We start from the raw sequence: 21,888 nt of genomic DNA on the forward strand, positions 1-21,888 counted from the left end.
CTGTTTACGGTTTTTCTGTTACACAGGCCTCTGGAGGTGTCCGAAATTCGGTAGCGAGATTCAGGCAGCACCCAAAGCGCTTGGGGGAGCGTGAACACCCTCAGGCACTCGCCCTTGCTGCGTTTAACGCTCGCCCCTTTCAGGACAGCTTCTAAGGAGCAGTCATGAGCTATGTGATCGACCGACGTCTCAATGGCAAGAACAAGAGCACGGTAAACCGTCAGCGTTTTCTGCGGCGCTACCGTGATCACATCAAAAAGGCTGTCGAGGAGGCGGTCAGCCGGCGCTCTATTACCGATATGGAGCACGGCGAGCAAATCAGCATTCCCGGCCGCGACATCGACGAGCCAGTGCTTCACCACGGCCGTGGTGGCAAGCAGACCATCGTGCACCCAGGCAATAAAGAGTTCATCAGCGGCGAGCACATAGCCCGTCCGCCAGGGGGTGGCGGTGGCAGAGGCCCCGGCAAGGCCGGCAACTCGGGTGAAGGGATGGACGAGTTCGTCTTCCAGATCACTCAGGAGGAATTCCTCGAATTCATGTTCGAGGACCTTGAACTGCCTAACCTGGTCAAACGCCACCTGACCGGCACCGACACCTTCAGGACCGTACGCGCGGGCATCAGCAACGAGGGCAACCCGTCGCGGATCAACATTATCCGCACGCTACGTTCGGCCCATGCCCGGCGCATCGCCCTGTCCGGAAGCAGTCGGGCGAAATTGCGCGAAGTCAAAGAGGAACTGCTGCGGCTTAAACGGGAAGAACCGGACAACTTCGGCGATATCCAGGAGCTCGAAGCAGAAATCGAGAAACTCAGCGCACGCATCCACCGGGTGCCCTTTCTCGACACCTTCGACCTCAAGTACAACCTGCTGATCAAGCAGCCGAACCCCAGCTCCAAAGCAGTGATGTTCTGCCTGATGGACGTGTCCGGCTCCATGACCCAGGCGACCAAGGACATCGCCAAACGCTTCTTCATCCTGCTGTACCTGTTCCTCAAGCGAAACTACGACAAAATCGATGTCGTGTTCATCCGCCACCACACCAGCGCACGTGAAGTGGATGAGGAAGAGTTTTTCTACTCACGGGAAACCGGCGGCACCATCGTCTCCAGCGCCCTGAAACTGATGCAGGAGATCATGGCCGAGCGTTACCCGAGCAATGAGTGGAACATCTACGCCGCCCAGGCATCCGACGGCGATAACTGGAACGACGACTCCCCCATCTGCCGCGATATCCTGATCAACCAGATCATGCCGTTCGTGCAGTACTACACTTATGTTGAGATTACCCCGCGCGAACACCAGGCCCTGTGGTTCGAGTACGAACGCATCGCCGAAGCCTTCTCTGACACTTTTGCCCAGCAGCAACTGGTTTCGGCCGGGGATATCTACCCGGTCTTCCGTGAACTCTTCCAGCGCAGGTTAGTGACATGACCGCCAAAGAGCAGAAGCGCCAACCCATTTCCACCGGCTCCGAATGGACGTTCGAGCTGATCCAGGCCTACGACCGCGAAATCAGTCGTCTCGCGGCTCGCTACGCGTTGGATACGTATCCCAACCAGATCGAAGTGATCACCGCCGAGCAGATGATGGACGCCTATGCCTCTGTCGGCATGCCCCTGGGTTATCACCATTGGTCCTATGGCAAACACTTCCTCAGCACCGAAAAATCCTACAGCCGCGGCCAGATGGGGCTGGCCTACGAGATTGTGATCAACTCGGACCCTTGCATCGCCTATCTGATGGAAGAAAACACCATCTGCATGCAGGCTCTGGTGGTGGCCCACGCCTGCTATGGCCATAACAGTTTCTTCAAAGGCAACTACCTGTTCCGCACCTGGACCGACGCCAGCTCGATCATCGATTACCTGGTGTTCGCCAAGCAGTACATCATGCAGTGCGAAGAACGCCACGGCATCGACGCGGTAGAGGACTTGCTCGACTCCTGCCATGCGTTGATGAATTACGGCGTCGACCGTTACAAACGCCCTTATCCGATTTCCGCCGAAGAAGAACGCCGTCGGCAGAAGGATCGGGAAGAGCATCTGCAGAAGCAGATCAACGATTTGTGGCGGACCATTCCAAAAGGCGCGGACAAGTACAGCGACAAGGACAACGCACGCTTCCCCGCCGAACCTCAGGAAAACATCCTGTACTTCATCGAAAAGCACGCCCCGTTGCTGGAGCCCTGGCAGCGCGAAATCGTGCGCATCGTGCGCAAGATCGCCCAGTATTTTTACCCGCAGCGCCAAACCCAGGTGATGAACGAAGGCTGGGCCACGTTCTGGCACTACACCTTGATGAACGACTTGTATGACGAAGGCCTCGTCACCGATGGCTTCATGATGGAATTCCTGACTTCCCATACCAGCGTGGTCTTTCAACCCGGCTTCGACAGCCCCTACTACAACGGCATCAACCCCTACACCCTGGGTTTTGCCATGTATCGCGATATCCGCCGGATATGCGAACAACCCACCGAAGAGGACTATCGCTGGTTTCCGGAAATCGCCGGCACCGACTGGCTGCCCAGCATCAAATTCGCCATGAGTAGCTTCAAGGACGAGAGCTTTATCCTGCAGTACCTGTCGCCCAAGGTGATTCGCGACCTGAAGCTGTTCAGCATCCTTGATGACGATCAGAAGGACGATCTGCTGGTTCCGGCGATACACGACGAAGACGGCTATCGAACCATTCGTGAAACCCTGGCGGCGCAATACAACCTGGGCAATCGCGAACCCAACATACAGATCTACAGCATCGACCGGCGTGGCGACCGCTCCCTGACCTTGCGCCACCAGCAACACGACCGCAAACCGCTGGGCGATTCCACTGACGAAGTGCTCAAACACCTGCACCGCCTCTGGGGCTTCGACATTCACCTGGAAACCCTGCAAGGGGATCAGGTGATGAAAACCCACCATGTTCCGCCCAGAGGCGAACATGGCGAGGGGGATTACGGCCGGCTGGACCTGGCAGTCATTCATCTTTGATCCTGTTTCTGCCTCCGGAAGTTCGACGCAAAGGTTATTCTGTCGGGCTAACGGAGGTTTTTTATGCAGATTTATAAAGTCGGTGGAGCGGTCCGCGATCGCCTGCTGGGCAAACCGGTTACCGATATCGACTGGGTCGTTGTAGGCGCCACCACTGAAGAAATGCTCGCCAAGGGCTTTCGTCCAGTGGGCGCGGATTTCCCGGTATTTCTTCACCCCAAAAGCGGTGAGGAATACGCCCTCGCCCGCACCGAACGCAAAAACGGGCGCGGCTACGGCGGCTTCATCTTTCACGCCAGCCCCGACGTCACGCTCGAAGAAGATCTGATTCGTCGCGACCTGACGATCAACGCCATGGCTGAAGACAACCAGCAGAACCTGACCGACCCCTACCATGGCCAGCGGGACCTCGAGGCTCGCCTGCTTCGTCACGTTTCCCCCGCGTTCGCCGAAGATCCGCTCCGTGTTCTGCGCGTTGCCCGCTTCGCCGCGCGTTATGCGGAACTGGGTTTCACCGTTGCCCCCGAGACATTGGAGCTGATGCGTCAACTCAGCGAATCAGGTGAATTGGAGGTATTGACCGCGGAACGCAGCTGGAAAGAAATCGCCCGTGCGCTGATGGAAGACCAACCCCAAGTATTCATCGAGGTGCTGCGCGAATGCGGTGCTCTCAAGGTACTGATGCCGGAAGTCGACGCGCTGTTCGGTGTACCGCAACCCGCAGCCCATCACCCGGAAATCGATACGGGCGTGCATACCCTGAGCGTGCTGGAGCAAGCGGCGCGGCACCAACAACCGCTGACCGTACGCTGGGCCTGCTTGCTGCATGACCTGGGCAAAGGATTGACGCCCGAGGAAGAATGGCCCCGCCACATTGCCCACGAGCACAAAGGCCTGAAGCTGATCAAAGCGGTCAACGAGCGTTTCAAGGCACCGAAGGACTGCCAGGAACTGGCGCTGCTGGTGGGCAAATATCATACCCATGGCCATCGCGCTCTGGAGCTTAAGCCGTCGACCTTGCTGGAGTTGCTGCAGAGTTTCGACGTCTATCGTCGACCTCAGCGCTTTGAGGAATTTATCGCGGCGTGCGAGATGGACGCGCGTGGGCGCAAGGGGCTGGAGCAGCGAAGTTATCCACAGGCGGATTATTTGCGAGGCGCGGCAACTGCGGCGCGAAGCGTTGCGGTTCAGCCGTTGCTGGAGAAGGGCTTCAAGGGACCGGAGTTGGGCGAGGCGATCAAGCGTGAACGGCTCAAGGCGTTGAAGGCTTACAAAGAAGCGGCGTCTGCCTGAAAAGCTTCGCGGGCAAGCCTCGCTCCTACAGGTTGGCGCCGATAGTGTGAACGGTGCCTTGTAGGAGCGAGGCTTGCCCGCGATAGCGTCATCCGCCTCACAGCAAATTCAAAGGGGTCAATTGCTCTCCACGCCACTCAAAAGCCACCGGCGCCAGCACCTGATCGATCTGCGCCTCATCCCACAAAACCGCAAAGCTCTTGCCTACACCCGGATGCACCCTATCCGGCGCAATCAGCGACAACGGCCACAGCACGAAGGCATTTTTCAGAATCTCTGCGCGCGGCAAGATCAAGCCGTCGAAGTTGCCCACCAGATCGCCAAAGAGCAGCACGTCGATATCCAGCGGCAAGCCCTTGCGGTCCGGCGCGTAGCGGCCGTTATCCGCTTCGATGAATTTCAACCGTCGATCCAGCTCCATCAGCGGCAGATCGGTGAAGGCCGAGACCACGAAGTTGAAAAACGGCCCGCTCTTGATCCCCACCGACTGGCTTTCGAATACCGCCGAGCAGCGCATATCAACCAGAAAACCCGCCAGGGCGTCCAGGCCAGCCTGCAAATGGGTTTCGCGCTCGATATTGCTACCGAGCCCAAGATACACCTGAGTCAGCGACATCCGCGCTCGATCTCCACGCCCACGCCTGTGGCCGCCGGGACGGCACCTGGCTTGGTCAGCTTGAGGTGCATCCAGGTGATTTTGAATTCGCTCATCAGCACTTCTGCCAAACGCTCGGCAAAGGTCTCGACCAGCTGGAACTGCGCCTGCTCGGCGAACGCCTGGATGCGTGACGAAACGCTCGCGTAGTCGAGCGCCAGGGTCAGGTCATCACCAGCGGCGGCCGGCCGATTGTCCCAGGCGAAGCTCAGATCAAGTCGCAGACACTGTCGGATGCCTCGTTCCCAGTCGTAGGCACCAATCACGGTGTCGACTTCCAGGCCCTCGATAAACACTCTGTCCAAGCACTTCTCTCCGCTGCACGACAAGGGCGCAATGCGCCGTTAGAATCAGGGCGTCCTCGCCCGGAATAGTTAGCATGTTTTGGTTACTGGCGATCCTCGCCTACCTGCTCGGCTCTCTGTCCTTCGCCATTTTGCTCAGCCGCCTGACCGGTAACCCCGATCCGCGAATGAGTGGCTCGGGCAATGCCGGTGCCACCAACATGTTGCGTCTGGCCGGCAAGAAACTCGCCACCCTGACGTTGCTCGGCGACCTCTGCAAAGGCCTGCTGCCAGTACTAATCGCAGGCGTGGCGGGGCTTTCGCTACAAGATCAGGCCTGGATCGGCGTCTGCGCCGTCATCGGCCACCTGTTTCCGTTGTACTTCCGCTTTCGCGGTGGCAAGGGTGTCGCCACCGCCGCCGGCATGCTACTGGGGTTCTATCCGCCCGCCGCGCTGCTGGCGGTCTGCGCCTGGCTGCTGACCTTCTACCTGACCCGCACCAGCTCACTCGCCGCCCTGATTGCCACACCTCTGACCCTACCGCTGCTGGCCTGGCAAGAACCGGCGGCGCTGCTGCCCATGAGCGCGCTCACGGGACTGATCGTCTGGCGTCATCGCGGCAATCTACGCGACCTGTTTGCCGGGCGCGAACGGCATTTTTAAATACCGCACATGAGCGCCGCTCATCACAGCGCCGACAGCTGCTCCATCGGCCAGCGCGCCTGCACGCTGATCGCCAGGCTTTCATGCTGACCGGCCTGCAAGCGCTGGCAGCCGGCAAACGCAATCATCGCGCCGTTGTCGGTGCAAAACTCTGGACGGGCATAAAACACATCGCCCTTCATATCGCCGAGCATTTTCTCCAGTGAAGACCGCAACGCTTTGTTGGCGCTGACGCCTCCTGCGATCACCAGACGCTTGAGACCCGCCTGTTTCAGGGCACGCTTGCACTTGATAGTCAAAGTCTCCACCACGGCCTGCTGGAACGCCAGCGAGATGTCGCAACGGGCTTGATCGCCGTCGTCCCCGGCGCTGACGCTTTGCTGCCAAGTGTTCAGGGCGAAGGTTTTCAAACCGCTGAAGCTGAAATCCAGGCCGGGACGATCACACATCGGACGAGGGAAGACGAAACGTCCTGCAAGCCCTTGTTCCGCCAAGCGAGCGATCTCCGGACCGCCCGGATAATTGAGGCCCATCATCTTCGCAGTCTTGTCGAAGGCTTCACCGGCAGCATCGTCGAGGGTCTCGCCCAAGAGCGTGTATTGGCCAATTCCGTCGACCTGAACCAGTTGCGTATGACCACCCGACACCAACAAAGCGACGAACGGGAACTCTGGTGGTTGCGACTCCAGCATCGGCGCCAGCAGGTGACCTTCCATGTGGTGCACACCCAAGGCCGGAATGCCCCAGGCGAAGGCCAGTGCCTGGGCGCAGGAAGCCCCCACCAGCAAGGCTCCGACCAGGCCGGGGCCTGCGGTATAAGCGATGGCGTCGATTTCGGTCGTCACGCAGTCGGCCTCGGCCAGCACCTGACGGATCAAGGGCAGCATGCGCTTGACGTGATCGCGCGAGGCCAGCTCCGGCACCACGCCACCATAGGCGCGGTGCAGGTCGATCTGACTGAACAGCGCGTCGGCCAACAACCCGCGTTCACTGTCGTAAAGTGCGACACCGGTTTCGTCGCAAGAGGTTTCTAATCCCAGTACTAGCATGGGTTTGCGCCTTGTAGAGGCTGAATTCGAAGGCGCGCATAATAGTCGCCGCGTGATGCCCCGGCCAGCGGTTTTCGATCAGAGGCTTTGCATTCCGAGCGATGAGGGGTTAACATCCGCAACCCTTAAAAACCGACGTCTTCAAGTGCTCTTTTGCCGCGAGGATGTTGACCCCGGTAATGAATGAAGGTAGCTCTGGATGCCAGCCGTCAAAGTTAAAGAGAACGAACCCTTCGACGTAGCTCTGCGTCGTTTCAAGCGCTCCTGCGAAAAAGCCGGTGTACTGGCTGAAGTTCGTAGCCGCGAATTTTACGAGAAGCCTACTTCTGAGCGTAAGCGCAAAGCAGCAGCCGCTGTTAAGCGTCACGCCAAGAAAGTACAGCGCGAACAGCGCCGCGCCGTTCGTCTGTACTAATACACAGACGATCGTAGCAAGCTTCTGCCAAGCCCGGCCCTCAGCCGGGCTAATGGCATTTGCGGACATCGCTTGATGCTTCACCGTCAAAGCCGCAGACGCGACCGAGACAAATCTGCTTCACAGCGTCAGACCTGGCTCTTTTGCCAGCGGTGCACGTCTTTTCTGACGAGCCTTTCAAGGCTACTGACGAGCACACCCACTGATTCCTCTCACGACGATCAGCCCAAGGCACTTTCTTGCGTGCCCGCTTATGAGCTATCCGAGGCCATTGACTGGCCGCTGCCGGACTCAGCGCAACACTTTCAAATAGTCGATTACTGATTGGTACTAACGTCAGTGGATTTTCGGCAGATACACTTCCCGACAGCGATTACGCAGACGACACGGTCGAGCCGCACATTTTGCGCGCCTCAAACAACGACCCGCGTTCGGCCGCCCTTCGCTTTGGGTCCATTTCAGCGCAGATGACGAGAACGCCATGGCCGGGCTAATTCCCCAGAGCTTCATTGACGACCTTCTGAACCGTACCGACATCGTCGATGTGGTCAGCTCGCGCCTGCAAATGAAAAAGGCCGGCAAGAACTACACCGCCTGCTGCCCGTTTCACAAAGAGAAAACCCCGTCCTTCAGCGTCAGCCCCGATAAACAGTTCTATTACTGCTTTGGCTGCGGCGCTGGCGGTAACGCCCTCGGCTTCATGATGGACCATGACAACCTGGATTTCGTCCAGGCTGTCGAAGAACTGGCCAAAGCCGCCGGCATGGAAATCCCCCGCGAAGAAAGCGGCCGACCGCACAAACCGCGGCAGCCCACCGATTCGCCGCTGTATCCGCTACTCACCGCTGCCGCCGACTTTTACCGCCAGGCCCTGAAAAGCCATCCGGCGCGCAAAGCGGCGGTGGATTACTTGAAAGGTCGCGGCCTGACCGGCGAGATCGCCCGGGACTTCGGCCTCGGTTTTGCTCCACCCGGCTGGGACAATCTATTCAAGCATCTGAGCAGCGACACCCTGCAACAAAAAGCCATGATCGATGCCGGCCTGCTGATTGAAAACGCCGAAACCGGCAAGCGCTATGATCGCTTCCGCGATCGCGTGATGTTCCCGATCCGCGACAGTCGCGGGCGCATCATCGCTTTCGGCGGCCGGGTATTGGGCGACGACAAGCCGAAATACCTGAACTCACCGGAAACCCCGGTATTCCATAAGGGCCAGGAACTCTACGGTCTTTATGAAGCACGCAAGAACAACCGCAACCTCGACGAAATCATCGTCGTCGAAGGCTATATGGACGTCATCGCCCTCGCCCAGCAAGGCCTGCGCAATGCCGTCGCCACCCTGGGCACCGCCACCAGTGAAGAGCACCTGAAGCGGCTGTTTCGCGTAGTACCCAGTGTGCTGTTCTGCTTCGACGGCGACCAGGCTGGCCGCAACGCCGCGTGGAGAGCGCTGGAAGCGACGCTGCCCTGCCTGCAGGACGGGCGCCGGGCGCGTTTTCTGTTCCTGCCCGAGGGCGAAGACCCGGACACTCTGGTTCGCTCCGAGGGCACTGACGCCTTCCGCGCACGGATCAATCAGCATGCCCAGCCATTGGCGGACTATTTTTTCCAACAGCTGACCGAGGAATCGGACCCGCGCTCGCTCGAAGGCAAGGCCCACATGGCCACCCTCGCCGCGCCGCTGATCGACAAGGTCCCGGGTGCCAACCTGCGCACCCTGATGCGTCAACGCCTGAGTGAAATCACTGGCCTCAATAGCGAAGCCGTAAGCCAGTTAGTGCACAGCGCGCCTCAGGAAGCGCCACCGGCGTACGACCCGGGCATCGATTACGACGCCATGCCGGATTACAGCGACTACCATCAGCCGCAGGCACAAGAGATGTATGTGCCGCAGCAGGAATGGACGCCGAAGAAACCCGGCGCAGGCGGCAAGAAATGGGACAAGAAGCCGTGGGACAAAAATGGTAAACGCGGCGGCGATCGCGACCAGCCCCGCGCACCACGGGTGCCAGCCGCTGTAGAGCCGCCCACCCTGGCAGCCTTGCGCACGCTGCTGCATCACCCGCAACTGGCCGAGAAAGTCGAGGATGCCGGGCACTTCGCGGCCGAAGACCATACCAACACGCAACTGCTGGTCGCCCTGCTCGAAGCCGTACAGAAGAATCCCAAGCTAAACTCATTTCAGTTGATTGCTCGTTGGCACGGCACCGAACAAGGCCGTCTGCTCAAGGCACTGGCAGAAAAGGAATGGCTGATTGACGGAGATAACCTTGAACAACAGTTTTTCGACACCATTACTAGCTTGTCAGCCCGCCAACGCGAGCGAAACCTGGAACAACTTCTTCGAAAAGCACGTCAAAGTGAGCTGAGTGCCGAAGAGAAAAATCAACTGCGCGACCTTTTAAGTCGCAATGTTTCCGCATCAAGCCCGACCTCAACTGGCGCGTGAGGTCATAGCTCAGGTATAATCCTCGGCTTGTTTTTTGCCCGCCAAGACCTTCAGTGGATAGGGTGTTATGTCCGGAAAAGCGCAACAGCAGTCTCGTATCAAAGAGTTGATCACACTTGGTCGTGAGCAGGGCTACCTGACTTACGCGGAGGTCAACGACCACCTGCCGGAGGATATTTCAGATCCGGAACAGGTGGAAGACATCATCCGCATGATCAATGACATGGGGATCAACGTATTCGAGGTTGCGCCAGATAAGGATTCCCTTATGCTGGCCGACGCCGATACCGACGAAGCCGCGGCCGAAGAGGCAGCAGCAGCGTTGGCAGCGGTCGAGACCGACATTGGTCGCACCACCGACCCAGTGCGCATGTACATGCGTGAAATGGGTACGGTAGAGCTCCTCACACGTGAAGGCGAAATCGAAATCGCCAAGCGTATTGAAGAGGGCATCCGCGAAGTGATGGGCGCAATCGCGCACTTCCCTGGCACGGTTGACCATATTCTCTCCGAATACACTCGCGTTACCACCGAAGGTGGCCGCCTGTCCGACGTCCTGAGCGGTTATATCGACCCGGACGACGGCATTGCGCCGCCAGCAGCCGAAGTGCCACCGCCTGTCGACCCGAAAGCCGTGAAAGCGGACGACGACACCGACGACGATGACGCCGAAGCGAGCGATGACGAAGAAGAAGCCGAAAGCGGTCCGGATCCGGTCGTCGCCGCACAGCGTTTTGGCGCTGTCTCCGATCAGATGGAAATCACCCGCAAGGCGCTGAAAAAGCACGGTCGTGGCAACAAGCTGGCAATTGCCGAGCTGGTGCTTCTAGCTGAGCTGTTCATGCCGATCAAACTGGTGCCGAAGCAATTCGAAGGCCTGGTCGAGCGTGTTCGCAGTGCCCTGGATCGCCTGCGTCAGCAAGAGCGCGCGATCATGCAACTTTGTGTTCGTGATGCCCGCATGCCGCGTGCCGACTTCCTGCGCCAGTTCCCGGGCAACGAAGTTGACGAAAGCTGGACCGATGCACTGGCCAAAGGCAAAAGCAAATACGCTGAAGCCATTGGTCGCCTGCAACCGGACATCATTCGTTGCCAGCAGAAGCTGACCGCGCTGCAAACCGAAACCGGTTTGACGATCGCCGAGATCAAGGACATCAACCGTCGCATGTCGATCGGTGAGGCCAAGGCCCGCCGCGCGAAGAAAGAGATGGTAGAAGCGAACTTGCGTCTGGTGATCTCCATCGCCAAGAAGTACACCAACCGTGGCCTGCAATTCCTCGATCTGATCCAGGAAGGCAACATCGGCTTGATGAAAGCGGTAGACAAGTTCGAATACCGCCGCGGCTACAAATTCTCGACTTATGCCACCTGGTGGATCCGTCAAGCGATCACTCGCTCGATCGCCGACCAGGCCCGCACCATCCGTATTCCGGTGCACATGATCGAGACGATCAACAAACTCAACCGCATTTCCCGCCAGATGTTGCAGGAAATGGGTCGCGAACCGACCCCGGAAGAGCTGGGCGAACGCATGGAAATGCCTGAGGACAAGATCCGCAAGGTATTGAAGATCGCTAAAGAGCCGATCTCCATGGAAACCCCGATCGGTGATGACGAAGACTCCCATCTGGGTGACTTCATCGAAGACTCGACCATGCAGTCGCCAATCGATGTCGCCACTGTTGAGAGCCTTAAAGAAGCGACCCGCGAAGTCCTGTCCGGCCTCACTGCCCGTGAAGCCAAGGTTCTGCGCATGCGCTTCGGTATCGACATGAATACCGACCACACCCTGGAGGAGGTTGGTAAGCAGTTCGACGTGACCCGTGAACGGATTCGTCAGATCGAAGCCAAGGCGCTGCGCAAGCTGCGCCACCCGACGAGAAGCGAGCATTTGCGCTCCTTCCTCGACGAGTGATCACAGAACCCCCGGCCCAGGCCGGGGGTTTTGCTTTATGCAGATTAAATGCCCCGCACGTCCCCCCCGCCGAATAGCCCGTCTACACTCGAAACATTCCCCCAAGCCATAACGAGACCGTTATGCCCAGATTGCCGACCGTGCTTTTTTTGCTGTCGCTGATGACCTGGACCGCAACGGCTGGCGCGCTGACTCTGACCGACGAAGAACGTAGCTGGCTGACGGCTCACCCGGAATTACGCCTGGGCGTGGACGCGTCGTGGCCGCCGTTTGAATTTCGCGACGAACATGGGCGTTATCAGGGCCTGGCGGCGGACTATATCAACGTCATCCGTCAACGGCTGGGCATCAAGCTCACGCCCATCGAACCGGTCAGCTGGACCGAAGTCTTGCAACAGGCCAAACAAGGCAAACTGGACATCTTGCCGGGCATCATGTCGACCCCCGAACGCCAAACGTATCTGTCTTTCACCCGCCCCTACCTGGACTTTCCGATTGTCATTCTGGCTCACGTCGGAGGCCCCCAACCGCGCAAAATCGAAGACCTGTACGGGCTGAAAATCGCAGTGGTGGAAAACTACGCTCCCCATGAACTGTTACGCACCCACCATCCCGACCTGAATCTGGTGGCGATGCCCAATGTCAGCTCGGCGCTGCAGGCGCTTGCCACCGACGCAGTGGACGCCGTAGTGGGCGATCTTGCCTCCAGCGTCTGGAGCCTGCGCCAGCTCAAGCTCGACGGGCTCTACGTCAGTGGTGAAACACGCTATCGCTACCAGTTGGCGATGGCCGTCCCCCCCAACAACAAACTGCTGGTCAGTATTCTGGACAAAGTCCTGGCAGACATGACCCCGAGTGAAATCAGTGCCATCCAGGAACATTGGGTCGGTAATGTCCTGGATCATCGGACCTTCTGGTACGACGTGCTGATTTACGGCCTGCCAGGACTACTGTTTCTGATGATCGTGCTGGCAGTGGTTATCCGGATAAATCGCCGATTGAGTTCGGAAATTGCTCGTCGGGTCGATCTGGAACAGGAGCTGCGCAGCAGCGAATACCATTACCGCGGGCTGGTGGAGAGTCTTTCAGCCATCGCCTGGGAAGCGCAGATCAGCGATTACACCTACAGCTACGTGTCCCCCCATGCTCAGGATCTCCTTGGCTATCCCCTAGCCCATTGGCTGATTCCGGGCTTCTGGCGCAACATCATCCATCCCGCAGACCTGACCCGGGCCCAAACCTTCTGCGACCGTGAAGTGGCGGCCGGGCGCGATCACAGTGTCGATTACCGGGTCATCACCGCTGACGGCCGCTGCCTGTGGGTCCGCGATATCGTCAGCCTGATCGAGCATGGCCATGAACCGGTACTGCGCGGGCTGATGATCGACATCAGCGAAGCCAAGCGCACCGAAGAGGCTCTGCGCCTGTCGGAGCAGAAGTTCGCCTCGGTATTCCAGCAATGCCCGGACATTCTGGTGATCGCGCGGCTTTCCGACGGTTGCCTGCTGGAAGTCAACGAAGCGTTCGAGGAACAGATCGGCCTCAAGGCCGAAGAAGTCGTTGGCCAGACCGCCACCGACCTGAACATCTGGGGCGTACCCGGCGTGGGGCCGGGCTTGCTGCAGCGGCTGCAGGCCGGCAGCATCCGCAACCTGGAGATGCCCTTTCGCCGCAGCAATGGCCAGGTGTTTACCGGCCTGATTTCCGCCGAGCCTTTCGATCTCGATACCACCCCCGCCCTGGTGGTGGTCGTGCGGGACATCAGTCAGCTCAAGGAAACCCAGCAACAGCTGCAAACCTCTGAAGAGAAATTCGCCAAGGCCTTTCATGCCTCCCCCGACGGCTTACTGCTGTCCCGGCAGAGCGACGGCTTGCTGTTGGAGGTCAACGAAGGCTTCAGCCGTATTACCGGTTTCAACAGCGCGATGTCCGTGGACCGGTCAGCTCTGGAGCTGGGGATCTGGGTCAATCTCAACGAACGCAAACAGATGCTCGAGTTGCTGCACCGGGATGGTTTCGTCCGCGACTTCAGTTGCCACATCCGCCGCAAAGACGGTCAGATCAGGCTCTGCGAGGTTTCAAGCCGTCCGCTGCCCATCGGCGACGAAGACTGCATGCTGACCATCGCCCGGGACATTACCGAGCGGCACCTGATGCAGGAGAAACTGCAACAGGCCGCCACGGTGTTCGAGAGCACCGCCGAGGGGGTATTGATCACCGACACCCAACAACACATCAGCGCGGTCAATCGCGCGTTTACCGAAATCACCGGCTACAACGAGAGCGAAGCACTGGGCCACACCCCTCGCCTGCTCGCCTCAGGCCTGCACGACAGCGCATTCTATGCGGCGATGTGGCATCAATTGACCGCCGAAGGTCATTGGCAAGGCGAGATTTCCAACCGACGCAAGAATGGCGAGCTCTACCCGAGCTGGCTGACCATCAGCGCGGTGCGCAACCGAGATAAATTCATCACTCACTTTGTTGCGGTGTTCGCAGACATTTCCAGCCTCAAGCACGCACAGGCCAAACTCGACTACCAGGCGCACCACGACCCGCTGACCGGCCTGCCGAACCGCACGTTGTTCGAAAGCAGACTACTGACCGCGCTGAACAACCAGCAGGAAAACGGTGGCCAGGGCGCCGTGCTGTTCCTGGACCTGGACCGCTTCAAGCACATCAACGACAGCCTCGGCCACCCGGTCGGTGACCTGCTGCTCAAAGGCATCGCCGTGCGCCTCAAGGAACAGCTGCGCGATATCGATACCGTGGCGCGGCTGGGTGGTGACGAATTCATCATCCTGCTTCCCGGCCTGCAACAGTCCAGCGACGCCGATAACATTGCCACCAAGCTGCTCAACTGCTTCGCAGCCCCTTTCCAGGCCGGTGAGCATGAATTTTTCATCAGCGCCAGCATCGGCACCAGCCTGTATCCCAAGGACGGCTGCGACGTTGCCACGCTGGTCAAGAACGCCGATGCAGCGATGTATCGCTCCAAGGCCAAGGGCCGTAACCGGGTTGAAAGTTACACCCGTGACCTCACCGCCCAGGCCAGCGAACGCGTGGCGCTGGAACATGAACTGCGGCGCGCCATCGAACGCAATGAGCTGTTTTTGTACTACCAGCCCAAAATCAGTCTCGAAGATCATCGACTAGTCGGCGCCGAAGCGCTGATTCGCTGGCATCACCCCACCTTCGGCGACGTGCCTCCCGAGCACTTCATTCCCCTGGCCGAAGAAAACGGCATGATCCTGCAAATTGGCGATTGGGTACTTGAGACCGCCTGCCGGCAGATGTGCGAGTGGAATCAGGCCTATGAGTGCCTCGGCCCGCTCTCGGTCAACCTCGCGGGCGCACAACTGCGTCAACCGAGCCTGCTCGGCCGGATCGAGCAATTGCTCAAGGACAACCGCCTCAAACCCGACCTCCTGCAACTGGAGATCACCGAAAACTTCATCATGAGCCAAGCCGAAGAAGCGCTGGCGGTGCTCCATCAACTCAAACGGTTGGGCGTGCAACTGGCAATCGACGATTTCGGCACCGGCTATTCGTCCCTGAGCTACCTCAAACGCCTGCCGCTGGACATCCTCAAGATCGACCAATCCTTCGTCCGCGGCCTGCCAGACGATCCGCACGACGCGGCGATTGTTCGCGCGATCATTGCCCTGGGCCGCAGCATGCAATTCACCGTCATCGCCGAGGGCGTCGAAACCCAGGCCCAGCAGCAATTCCTCGCCGCCGAAGGCTGCGAACAGATCCAGGGCTACATCGTCAGCCTGCCACTTTCCCCCGACGAATTCGCCGCGACGTTTCTTCGTATAGCTGTTTCAGACTTTTCGGATAGCACAGCCGAGAAACCATCGCTATAATCCGCGGCCTACTGAGGGCCTATAGCTCAGTTGGTTAGAGCAGAGGACTCATAATCCTTTGGTCCACGGTTCGAGTCCGTGTGGGCCCACCAAACAAGAAAGCCGCGCATTGCGCGGCTTTTGCGTTTTCTGGTCGGCCACCGCTGATACAGGCCTGTGGACACCGTCGCGATCCAGGACTGGTGACTTCTTCGTTGCAAAGGCTTGCGTGATCCGCCTTAGCTCGATTCGTGAACTCCCTTTTCAGCCGGTGCAAGTTCGGGGAACTCAACCAGCAGTGCCTTGTTACCCCTGGCAATGTGTTCCATCACTGCCAAGGCGATGTTTTCACGCACCATCCCGAACGAGACGTAATACATGGCCCAGGCTTGTTCGGGCGTGCAGTGGCCGATCTGCTCCTCAATCTCCTTGTAAGCCTTGTATTCGTCCGACTCCAAGTAGCATTGGCAATCACCTTGGTACATGATTTTTCTCCTTCCCTGGGACCTCTGTGACAACCCCCAAGTAAGTCGGCTGATAAGGGCTGTCCCTGCTCCCTACGTGATTACCGGTGCTCCAAATAAACGCGGGCTATCGCAGGAAACGCACCAGCCTTGCATACACAGAACCTTCCTATCAGGCGCCCTTCAGGAGCCCGAACTGTTAGGCGCAGGGGATATTGGTTGGTTTGAAAGAATCAGCTTTATCCGTCTCCGAGCCCTGAAGATCGAATTGATATTTCTCCGCCAAATACTGACAGAAAGAACACTTCAAATTGACAAGCCGAAAAGCCCAGAAAAGCCCGCTCGGCTTGCAGGCCAACAAACCAACATAAAGCCGAAACAGATTAACTTAAATTATAAACCCACATCATACTTACGGAGCAATTCTTCAATGCGGCCCAACCGTTGATCATTAAAAATAACTGACTGGTTATCCAGCGACACAAAGCCATTTGCAATTAGCGCTTCATATCTCTCAGTCATTTTTATCAGCACTACCAATTCTTTAATTTCGCTTTTAATTTCTCTGTAAATACCCATAGCACCCTCATATAAAATAAAGATCCTCACAGAACAACAAAGACGACAACCCAGTCAGATCACGTACCACTCTTCACTTTGGTCCAAACCCGGGTGCGGATTCGCTCCAGTTTCAATGGCAGTGGCTCAAGTGGAATAAGTGTAGCAACAGTTTTTTTGTCTGGGTAAACCCAAGTATTGTCGCGTAGCTTCCGCTCAACAAATTCAGTGGCATCTTTATTAGCGTTAGGATACAGAGTGTGATTTGAGGTCTTGGCAATAATTTTTGGTCGCAACATATAATTAATAAACGCCATGCCTTCCTTTGGATGGGGAGCATCTTTTAACAGAACCAGATTTTCCGACCAAACCAGCGCTCCCTCGCGAGGAAGGCTGTAGGCAATCTTGCGTCCAGTGTTGGCCTTCTCGTTGATGGCCTGGGCAGCAAGGGCACCATTAGCCCATCCCACAACTGCACAAATATTGCCATCAGCCAGGTCAGAGTCGATTCTGGACGAGTCGAAATAGAGGACGTAGGGGCGGATTTTTAACAGCAGGGCTTGAGCCTTCTGGTAATCATCCGGATTCCTACTGTTGCTAGGGAGCCCAAGGTAATGCAAAGCAATCGAAATGATCTCACTTGGAGAGTCGAGCATTGCCACACCACACGACTTGAGTTTGCTGATGTTTTCTTCTTTGAAGATCAAATCCCAGCTATTCACCGGAGCATCATCACCCAATGCCGCTTTGACTTTATCAACGTCATAGCCAATGCCGGTGGTGCCCCATAAATAGGGCACAGCGTAGCGGTTACCCGGATCATTGACCGCAACCTGGGACAAGATATCAGGATCGATGTGTGACAAATTACTCAGTTGATTACGATCCAACGGCTGAAGTACTCCCGCCTGGATCAGGCTTGGCAACACATTGGAGGTAGCCACAACCACGTCATACCCCGTGCGCCCAGCCATTACTTTACTCTGCATGATTTCGGCACTGTCGAACGCATCCATATGAATTCTGGTGCCGGTTTCCTGCTCAAACTCCTTTGGGGTCTCCGGTGCGATAAACCCGAACCAGTTATACAGATACACCCCTGGCTCTACAGCCCCCACTGATGTGCTTATCCCTACACAGAGAAGCGAGGCTGCAAAAATGGTTCGCAAAGGGGATTTGCTCATACAACTATCCTTGTCAAGACGACATGCCCTCATGGCCATCGTGAATCCTGATCGTGAATATACCCGGCATTGACGAATAGTAAATACCTACGAATACTTACCTGCGACCTACGAATCCCTAACCCTAAAGGGGTAGAAAATGCCACTCGACCTTCATAGCCTGGCTTGGCACCGATCGATTGGAAAGCTGATCATGCAGTTGAACCGTCCAGAATTCTGGAGCTCACTTATTCGTACGTTAAATGAATATGTGCAAATCGATAACTGGGTTGTATTAATATTTAGCAGTCACCAAGTGCAAGTTGTGAGTCTTCCTGAAGTAGCAGATACAGAAGAGATCGATGCGTTCACTCATCGCTACGTGAAAGGACTTTATATGCTGGATCCATTCTATGTAGCTAATCGAGAAAACCCACAGAGCGGTTTCTTCCATATGCTGGATATTGCACCGGAGCACTTCCTTGAAACTGAGTACTATCATCAATACTTCGCACAGTATATTTCTGTAGATGAAGCGCAGTACAATGTCCAGCTCGACGCCGATAGAACGCTATGCATTTCCTTTGGTAGTAACGTCCGCTTTAACCAAGAGCAAATAACAATACTTGATATTATCAAACCATGGGTAATTGCATTGATGCATCAACGCATGTGTTTTGAGGTTGACGTAGAAAAGGATCTTCCTGAACCAACTCTATGGCCAGAAACAATTCTCCAGCTTGGCACACAAATAACAGCGCGCGAAAAGGACGTACTCAAATTATTACTTAGCGGCTTCTCTAACAAAGAGATAGCAGGAAAACTTTCCCTGTCGGCAGAAACGATAAAAGTTCACCGCCGAAATATTTACGCCAAATTAAACATCAAATCACAACCCGAATTGTTTGCTCGATTTTTTATGCCCAAACAGGATATCCCCCCTGCAAATTGAAGTCAGCGCCTGGCACTTTTCAGACCCAAACACTCAACGATGGAATGGCCTGCACTGGCCGCAGCCGTTCAAGTATTTCCCCCGTCAACACGACCTCATACGTATCCGCCCCCCTACCCCATTGCTCCACAATGACCATGCCGTCTACCAGCGTCGCGCCCAATCCGGTAATCGTATCGGCCAACGCCTCTACGATTTGTTGAGTCCGTAGCCATACACGATCAGTAATCTCTTTAAGCTCGGCAGTTATGCGCTCGGACGACACTGGATCCGTATCGGGGTAGGAGATATTTCGCAGCAAGTGCCGTAACTCCCTTACTTTTGCGTAATCCTGTTCCGCCCCAAGCTCTCCATTCAGGATGGCTGTCGCTTTCGATTTATTGACGAGTTTCTTGGCCGAATGCTTTACAGGTAAGGTCTGACTCATGGCTCCAGCAAAGAGGACGATCAGCCGACCTTCCAAATGTTCCTTCATTTCTTCTATCGAGGAGATTGACCTCGTCAAGAGAATGGAAGCCCCAGCCTGATGCCTCAAGTCCATGGTCACTTTCAGGGTCACATCACCCGTTTCAAAACCCAGGGCTCGGGCTACTACGTAGTGCCCCATTTCGTGATTCGCAATCTGCAGTGCATAGTCTCGCACAGCAGCAGGCATGCTCTTCATTTCGATCGTCTCGCTTCACAGTCCATGGTTGCGATTCGACTACGAGTGACAGTTTGTGTCCATCCAATTAACCCGTTGATGGCGTGGAGTGCCTGTAACATGCTGCCCCTTGCTCTGTGCCGCTGGAGACGACCTTTGCCTGACACCCGCCCACCCGTTCTTGACGAAATCGACCGCCAATTGATCGCGGCCTTGCAGATCAATGCCCGTGAAAGCGTGGCCATGCTCGCCCGGCAATTGGGCATTGCCCGCACCACCGTCACGTCGCGTCTGGCGCGACTGGAAAAGGCCAGGGTAATCACCGGTTATGGCGTGCGTTTGGGTCAGCGCGTGATAGATGGCGGATTGCAGGCCTACGTGGGGATTACGGTGCAACCGCGCTCCGGCAAGGAGGTGTTGCGGCGCCTCAGCGCCATGGCTCAGGTGCAGCAGCTGTGCGCCGTGAGTGGCGAATTTGATTATGTGGCGTGGTTGCGCACCGACTCGCCGGAGCAGTTGGATCAGTTGCTGGATCAGATTGGCAGTGTGGATGGGGTGGAGAAGACCACGACTTCGATCATCTTGAGCAGCAAGATTGATCGGGGGCAGCCGGTTTGAGTTTTTACCGGCAGGTCTTCGGTGTTTGGTCGGGCCTCTTCGCGAGCAAGCCCGCTCCTACAGGGGTCGTGTTTTGTCAGTCTGCATAGTGATGTCGTCATAGTGCGCAAACAACAAGCAAAACGACGACACATTGCGTCTTATTAACGTGTTCTACGCTCTCTAGAATGGCTGCCATCTTTCCCTATACTCAGACGCGCATGCGTCGGGTCGCCAGCAAGGTCAGCCATGAACAAGAACAATCGCCATCCTGCAGACGGTAAAAAACCGGTCACCATTTTCGGTCCGGATTTTCCTTTCGCCTTCGACGACTGGATCGAGCACCCAGCCGGGCTGGGCAGCATCCCGGCGCACAATCACGGCGCCGAGGTGGCGATTGTCGGTGCGGGTATTGCAGGTCTGGTGGCCGCCTATGAACTGATGAAGCTGGGCCTCAAACCCGTCGTCTACGAAGCCTCGAAAATGGGCGGTCGTCTGCGCTCCCAGGCGTTCAACGGCGCCGAAGGTATCATCGCCGAGCTCGGTGGCATGCGTTTCCCGGTGTCGTCTACCGCGTTTTACCACTACGTCGACAAGCTCGGCCTCGAGACCAAATCCTTCCCGAACCCGCTGACGCCTGCGTCGGGCAGCACGGTGATCGATCTGGAAGGCAAAACCCATTACGCACAGAAACTGGCGGATCTTCCTGCATTGTTCCAGGAAGTGGCTGACGCCTGGGCGGATGCACTGGAAGCCGGCTCGCAGTTCTCCGATATTCAACAGGCGATCCGCGACCGTGACGTGCCACGCCTCAAAGAGCTGTGGAACACCTTGGTGCCGCTGTGGGACGACCGCACCTTCTACGACTTCGTCGCCACCTCCGAAGCGTTCGCCAAACTGTCGTTCCATCACCGTGAAGTGTTCGGCCAGGTCGGTTTCGGTACCGGCGGCTGGGACTCGGACTTCCCCAACTCGATGCTGGAAATCTTCCGCGTGGTGATGACCAACTGCGACGATCACCAGCACCTGGTGGTCGGCGGCGTTGAACAAGTGCCGCTGGGCATCTGGCGCCATGTGCCGGAACGCTGTGCGCATTGGCCCGAGGGCACGAGCCTCAGTTCGTTGCACAGGGGCGCTCCACGCTCCGGCGTGAAGAAAATCGCCCACGCAGCGAACGGCCGTTTTGCGGTCACCGACAACTATGGCGACACCCGCGAATACGCTGCCGTTCTGACCACCTGCCAGAGCTGGCTGCTGACTACCCAGATCGAATGCGACGAAACCCTGTTCTCGCAAAAAATGTGGATGGCCCTGGACCGCACCCGCTACATGCAGTCGTCGAAAACCTTCGTGATGGTCGACCGTCCGTTCTGGAAGGACAAGGACCCGGAAACCGGCCGCGACCTGATGAGCATGACCCTCACTGATCGCCTGACCCGCGGTACCTATCTCTTCGACAACGGCGACGATAAGCCCGGGGTAATTTGCCTGTCGTACTCGTGGATGAGCGACGCGCTGAAAATGCTTCCGCACCCGGTGGAAAAACGCGTGAAGCTGGCGCTGGATGCGTTGAAGAAGATCTACCCGAAAGTCGATATCGCCGCGCGGATCATTGGTGACCCGATCACCGTGTCGTGGGAAGCCGACCCGCATTTCCTCGGAGCCTTCAAAGGCGCCCTGCCCGGCCACTATCGCTACAACCAGCGCATGTACGCGCACTTCATGCAGGCCGACATGCCTGCCGAGCAGCGCGGGATTTTCATCGCCGGCGACGACGTCTCCTGGACGCCAGCCTGGGTCGAAGGCGCGGTGCAGACCTCGCTCAATGCGGTATGGGGCATCATGAAACACTTCGGCGGTGAAACTCACGCCGAGAACCCGGGTCCAGGAGATGTGTTCAACGAGATCGGGCCGATCGCCCTCCCCGAGTAAGAGGAATCCGA

The 21,888-nt window shown here is 57.3% G+C and carries 18 protein-coding genes and 1 tRNA gene; 12 read left to right on the plus strand and 7 right to left on the minus strand.

What is annotated here, in order from left to right; all coding sequences use genetic code 11:
- The first annotated feature begins 164 nt into the window (after positions 1-164).
- The 3 genes from ACA044_RS27875 to ACA044_RS27885 all read left to right on the plus strand — a co-directional run bounded on the left by ACA044_RS27875 (position 165) and on the right by ACA044_RS27885 (position 4,288).
- Positions 165-1,436 carry a YeaH/YhbH family protein gene (locus ACA044_RS27875; RefSeq protein WP_497444143.1) on the plus strand — a complete coding sequence of 424 codons (1,272 nt, stop codon included), beginning with the start codon at positions 165-167 and terminating at the stop codon, positions 1,434-1,436.
- On the plus strand, positions 1,433-2,995 hold the full coding sequence (locus ACA044_RS27880; RefSeq protein ID WP_497444144.1) for a SpoVR family protein: 1,563 nt from the start codon (positions 1,433-1,435) through the stop codon (positions 2,993-2,995). The genes ACA044_RS27875 and ACA044_RS27880 overlap by 4 nt, the downstream gene beginning before the upstream one ends.
- A 63-nt stretch (positions 2,996-3,058) precedes the next feature.
- Complete coding sequence (locus ACA044_RS27885) at positions 3,059-4,288, plus strand: multifunctional CCA addition/repair protein (RefSeq protein ID WP_497444145.1); 1,230 nt, start codon at positions 3,059-3,061, stop codon at positions 4,286-4,288.
- Between the two features lie 97 nt (positions 4,289-4,385).
- On the opposite strand, the gene folK is transcribed toward ACA044_RS27885, so the two are convergent.
- Positions 4,386-4,904 carry a 2-amino-4-hydroxy-6-hydroxymethyldihydropteridine diphosphokinase gene (gene folK, locus ACA044_RS27890; RefSeq protein WP_497444146.1) on the minus strand — a complete coding sequence of 173 codons (519 nt, stop codon included), beginning with the start codon at positions 4,902-4,904 and terminating at the stop codon, positions 4,386-4,388.
- Positions 4,895-5,248 carry a dihydroneopterin aldolase gene (gene folB, locus ACA044_RS27895; protein WP_253552248.1) on the minus strand — a complete coding sequence of 118 codons (354 nt, stop codon included), beginning with the start codon at positions 5,246-5,248 and terminating at the stop codon, positions 4,895-4,897. Before folB ends, folK begins: the two co-directional genes overlap by 10 nt.
- 74 nt (positions 5,249-5,322) lie before the next feature.
- On the opposite strand from folB, the gene plsY reads away from it, so the two are divergent.
- Entirely contained in the window at positions 5,323-5,892 is a 570-nt protein-coding gene (plsY, locus tag ACA044_RS27900; RefSeq protein WP_497444147.1) for a glycerol-3-phosphate 1-O-acyltransferase PlsY, read from the plus strand.
- A gap of 23 nt (positions 5,893-5,915) precedes the next feature.
- Here the strand turns inward: plsY and tsaD are convergent, their stop codons facing one another.
- A complete protein-coding gene (gene tsaD / locus ACA044_RS27905; protein ID WP_497444148.1) occupies positions 5,916-6,941 on the minus strand; it encodes a tRNA (adenosine(37)-N6)-threonylcarbamoyltransferase complex transferase subunit TsaD in 1,026 nt (341 codons plus the stop codon).
- Positions 6,942-7,140: 199 nt separating this feature from the next.
- On the opposite strand from tsaD, the gene rpsU reads away from it, so the two are divergent.
- From rpsU to ACA044_RS27930, 5 genes are all read left to right on the plus strand, one after another.
- Positions 7,141-7,356 (plus strand): 30S ribosomal protein S21, encoded by a 216-nt coding sequence (gene rpsU / locus ACA044_RS27910; protein ID WP_002551877.1) that lies wholly within the window; start codon positions 7,141-7,143, stop codon positions 7,354-7,356.
- A gap of 481 nt (positions 7,357-7,837) precedes the next feature.
- On the plus strand, positions 7,838-9,805 hold the full coding sequence (dnaG, locus tag ACA044_RS27915; protein ID WP_497444149.1) for a DNA primase: 1,968 nt from the start codon (positions 7,838-7,840) through the stop codon (positions 9,803-9,805).
- A 67-nt stretch (positions 9,806-9,872) separates the two neighbouring features.
- Entirely contained in the window at positions 9,873-11,720 is a 1,848-nt protein-coding gene (gene rpoD, locus ACA044_RS27920; protein WP_497444150.1) for an RNA polymerase sigma factor RpoD, read from the plus strand.
- Between the two features lie 122 nt (positions 11,721-11,842).
- On the plus strand, positions 11,843-15,589 hold the full coding sequence (locus ACA044_RS27925) for a bifunctional diguanylate cyclase/phosphodiesterase (RefSeq protein WP_497444151.1): 3,747 nt from the start codon (positions 11,843-11,845) through the stop codon (positions 15,587-15,589).
- Between the two features lie 15 nt (positions 15,590-15,604).
- Positions 15,605-15,681: transfer RNA gene (locus ACA044_RS27930), tRNA-Ile, on the plus strand.
- 126 nt (positions 15,682-15,807) lie between these two features.
- Here ACA044_RS27930 and ACA044_RS27935 read toward each other — a convergent pair.
- The 3 genes from ACA044_RS27935 to ACA044_RS27945 form a co-directional block, all read right to left on the minus strand.
- A complete protein-coding gene (locus ACA044_RS27935; protein ID WP_497444152.1) occupies positions 15,808-16,053 on the minus strand; it encodes a hypothetical protein in 246 nt (81 codons plus the stop codon).
- 372 nt (positions 16,054-16,425) lie between these two features.
- Positions 16,426-16,611: a hypothetical protein gene (locus ACA044_RS27940; RefSeq protein ID WP_497444153.1), complete on the minus strand. Its 186-nt coding sequence runs from the start codon at positions 16,609-16,611 to the stop codon at positions 16,426-16,428.
- Between the two features lie 59 nt (positions 16,612-16,670).
- Positions 16,671-17,774: a polyamine ABC transporter substrate-binding protein gene (locus ACA044_RS27945; RefSeq protein WP_497444154.1), complete on the minus strand. Its 1,104-nt coding sequence runs from the start codon at positions 17,772-17,774 to the stop codon at positions 16,671-16,673.
- Between the two features lie 139 nt (positions 17,775-17,913).
- Here ACA044_RS27945 and ACA044_RS27950 point away from each other — a divergent pair, with 139 nt between their 5' ends.
- Positions 17,914-18,705, plus strand: coding sequence for a helix-turn-helix domain-containing protein (locus tag ACA044_RS27950; protein WP_497444155.1), 792 nt, complete (start codon positions 17,914-17,916; stop codon positions 18,703-18,705).
- 19 nt (positions 18,706-18,724) lie between these two features.
- Here ACA044_RS27950 and ACA044_RS27955 read toward each other — a convergent pair whose 3' ends face one another.
- Complete coding sequence (locus ACA044_RS27955; protein ID WP_497444156.1) at positions 18,725-19,369, minus strand: peptidase M41; 645 nt, start codon at positions 19,367-19,369, stop codon at positions 18,725-18,727.
- 135 nt (positions 19,370-19,504) lie between these two features.
- Between ACA044_RS27955 and ACA044_RS27960 the strand changes: the two genes are divergently transcribed.
- Both ACA044_RS27960 and ACA044_RS27965 read left to right on the plus strand, forming a co-directional pair.
- Positions 19,505-19,966 (plus strand): Lrp/AsnC family transcriptional regulator, encoded by a 462-nt coding sequence (locus tag ACA044_RS27960; RefSeq protein ID WP_320393121.1) that lies wholly within the window; start codon positions 19,505-19,507, stop codon positions 19,964-19,966.
- A 228-nt stretch (positions 19,967-20,194) separates the two neighbouring features.
- Positions 20,195-21,877 (plus strand): flavin monoamine oxidase family protein, encoded by a 1,683-nt coding sequence (locus ACA044_RS27965; RefSeq protein ID WP_497444157.1) that lies wholly within the window; start codon positions 20,195-20,197, stop codon positions 21,875-21,877.
- Positions 21,878-21,888 lie beyond the last annotated feature (11 nt).

This window comes from Pseudomonas sp. LBUM1673, assembly GCF_059695645.1.

Coding starts and splice junctions, on each gene's coding strand:
- tsaD (WP_497444148.1), bottom strand. CDS start 6,941: ATGCTAGTACTGGGATTAGAAACCTCTTGCGACGAAACCGGTGTCGCA.
- folK (WP_497444146.1), bottom strand. CDS start 4,904: ATGTCGCTGACTCAGGTGTATCTTGGGCTCGGTAGCAATATCGAGCGC.
- rpsU (WP_002551877.1), top strand. CDS start 7,141: ATGCCAGCCGTCAAAGTTAAAGAGAACGAACCCTTCGACGTAGCTCTG.
- ACA044_RS27935 (WP_497444152.1), bottom strand. CDS start 16,053: ATGTACCAAGGTGATTGCCAATGCTACTTGGAGTCGGACGAATACAAG.
- ACA044_RS27945 (WP_497444154.1), bottom strand. CDS start 17,774: ATGAGCAAATCCCCTTTGCGAACCATTTTTGCAGCCTCGCTTCTCTGT.
- ACA044_RS27875 (WP_497444143.1), top strand. CDS start 165: ATGAGCTATGTGATCGACCGACGTCTCAATGGCAAGAACAAGAGCACG.
- ACA044_RS27950 (WP_497444155.1), top strand. CDS start 17,914: ATGCCACTCGACCTTCATAGCCTGGCTTGGCACCGATCGATTGGAAAG.
- ACA044_RS27965 (WP_497444157.1), top strand. CDS start 20,195: ATGAACAAGAACAATCGCCATCCTGCAGACGGTAAAAAACCGGTCACC.
- dnaG (WP_497444149.1), top strand. CDS start 7,838: ATGGCCGGGCTAATTCCCCAGAGCTTCATTGACGACCTTCTGAACCGT.
- ACA044_RS27940 (WP_497444153.1), bottom strand. CDS start 16,611: ATGGGTATTTACAGAGAAATTAAAAGCGAAATTAAAGAATTGGTAGTG.
- rpoD (WP_497444150.1), top strand. CDS start 9,873: ATGTCCGGAAAAGCGCAACAGCAGTCTCGTATCAAAGAGTTGATCACA.
- ACA044_RS27880 (WP_497444144.1), top strand. CDS start 1,433: ATGACCGCCAAAGAGCAGAAGCGCCAACCCATTTCCACCGGCTCCGAA.
- ACA044_RS27885 (WP_497444145.1), top strand. CDS start 3,059: ATGCAGATTTATAAAGTCGGTGGAGCGGTCCGCGATCGCCTGCTGGGC.
- ACA044_RS27955 (WP_497444156.1), bottom strand. CDS start 19,369: ATGAAGAGCATGCCTGCTGCTGTGCGAGACTATGCACTGCAGATTGCG.
- plsY (WP_497444147.1), top strand. CDS start 5,323: ATGTTTTGGTTACTGGCGATCCTCGCCTACCTGCTCGGCTCTCTGTCC.
- ACA044_RS27925 (WP_497444151.1), top strand. CDS start 11,843: ATGCCCAGATTGCCGACCGTGCTTTTTTTGCTGTCGCTGATGACCTGG.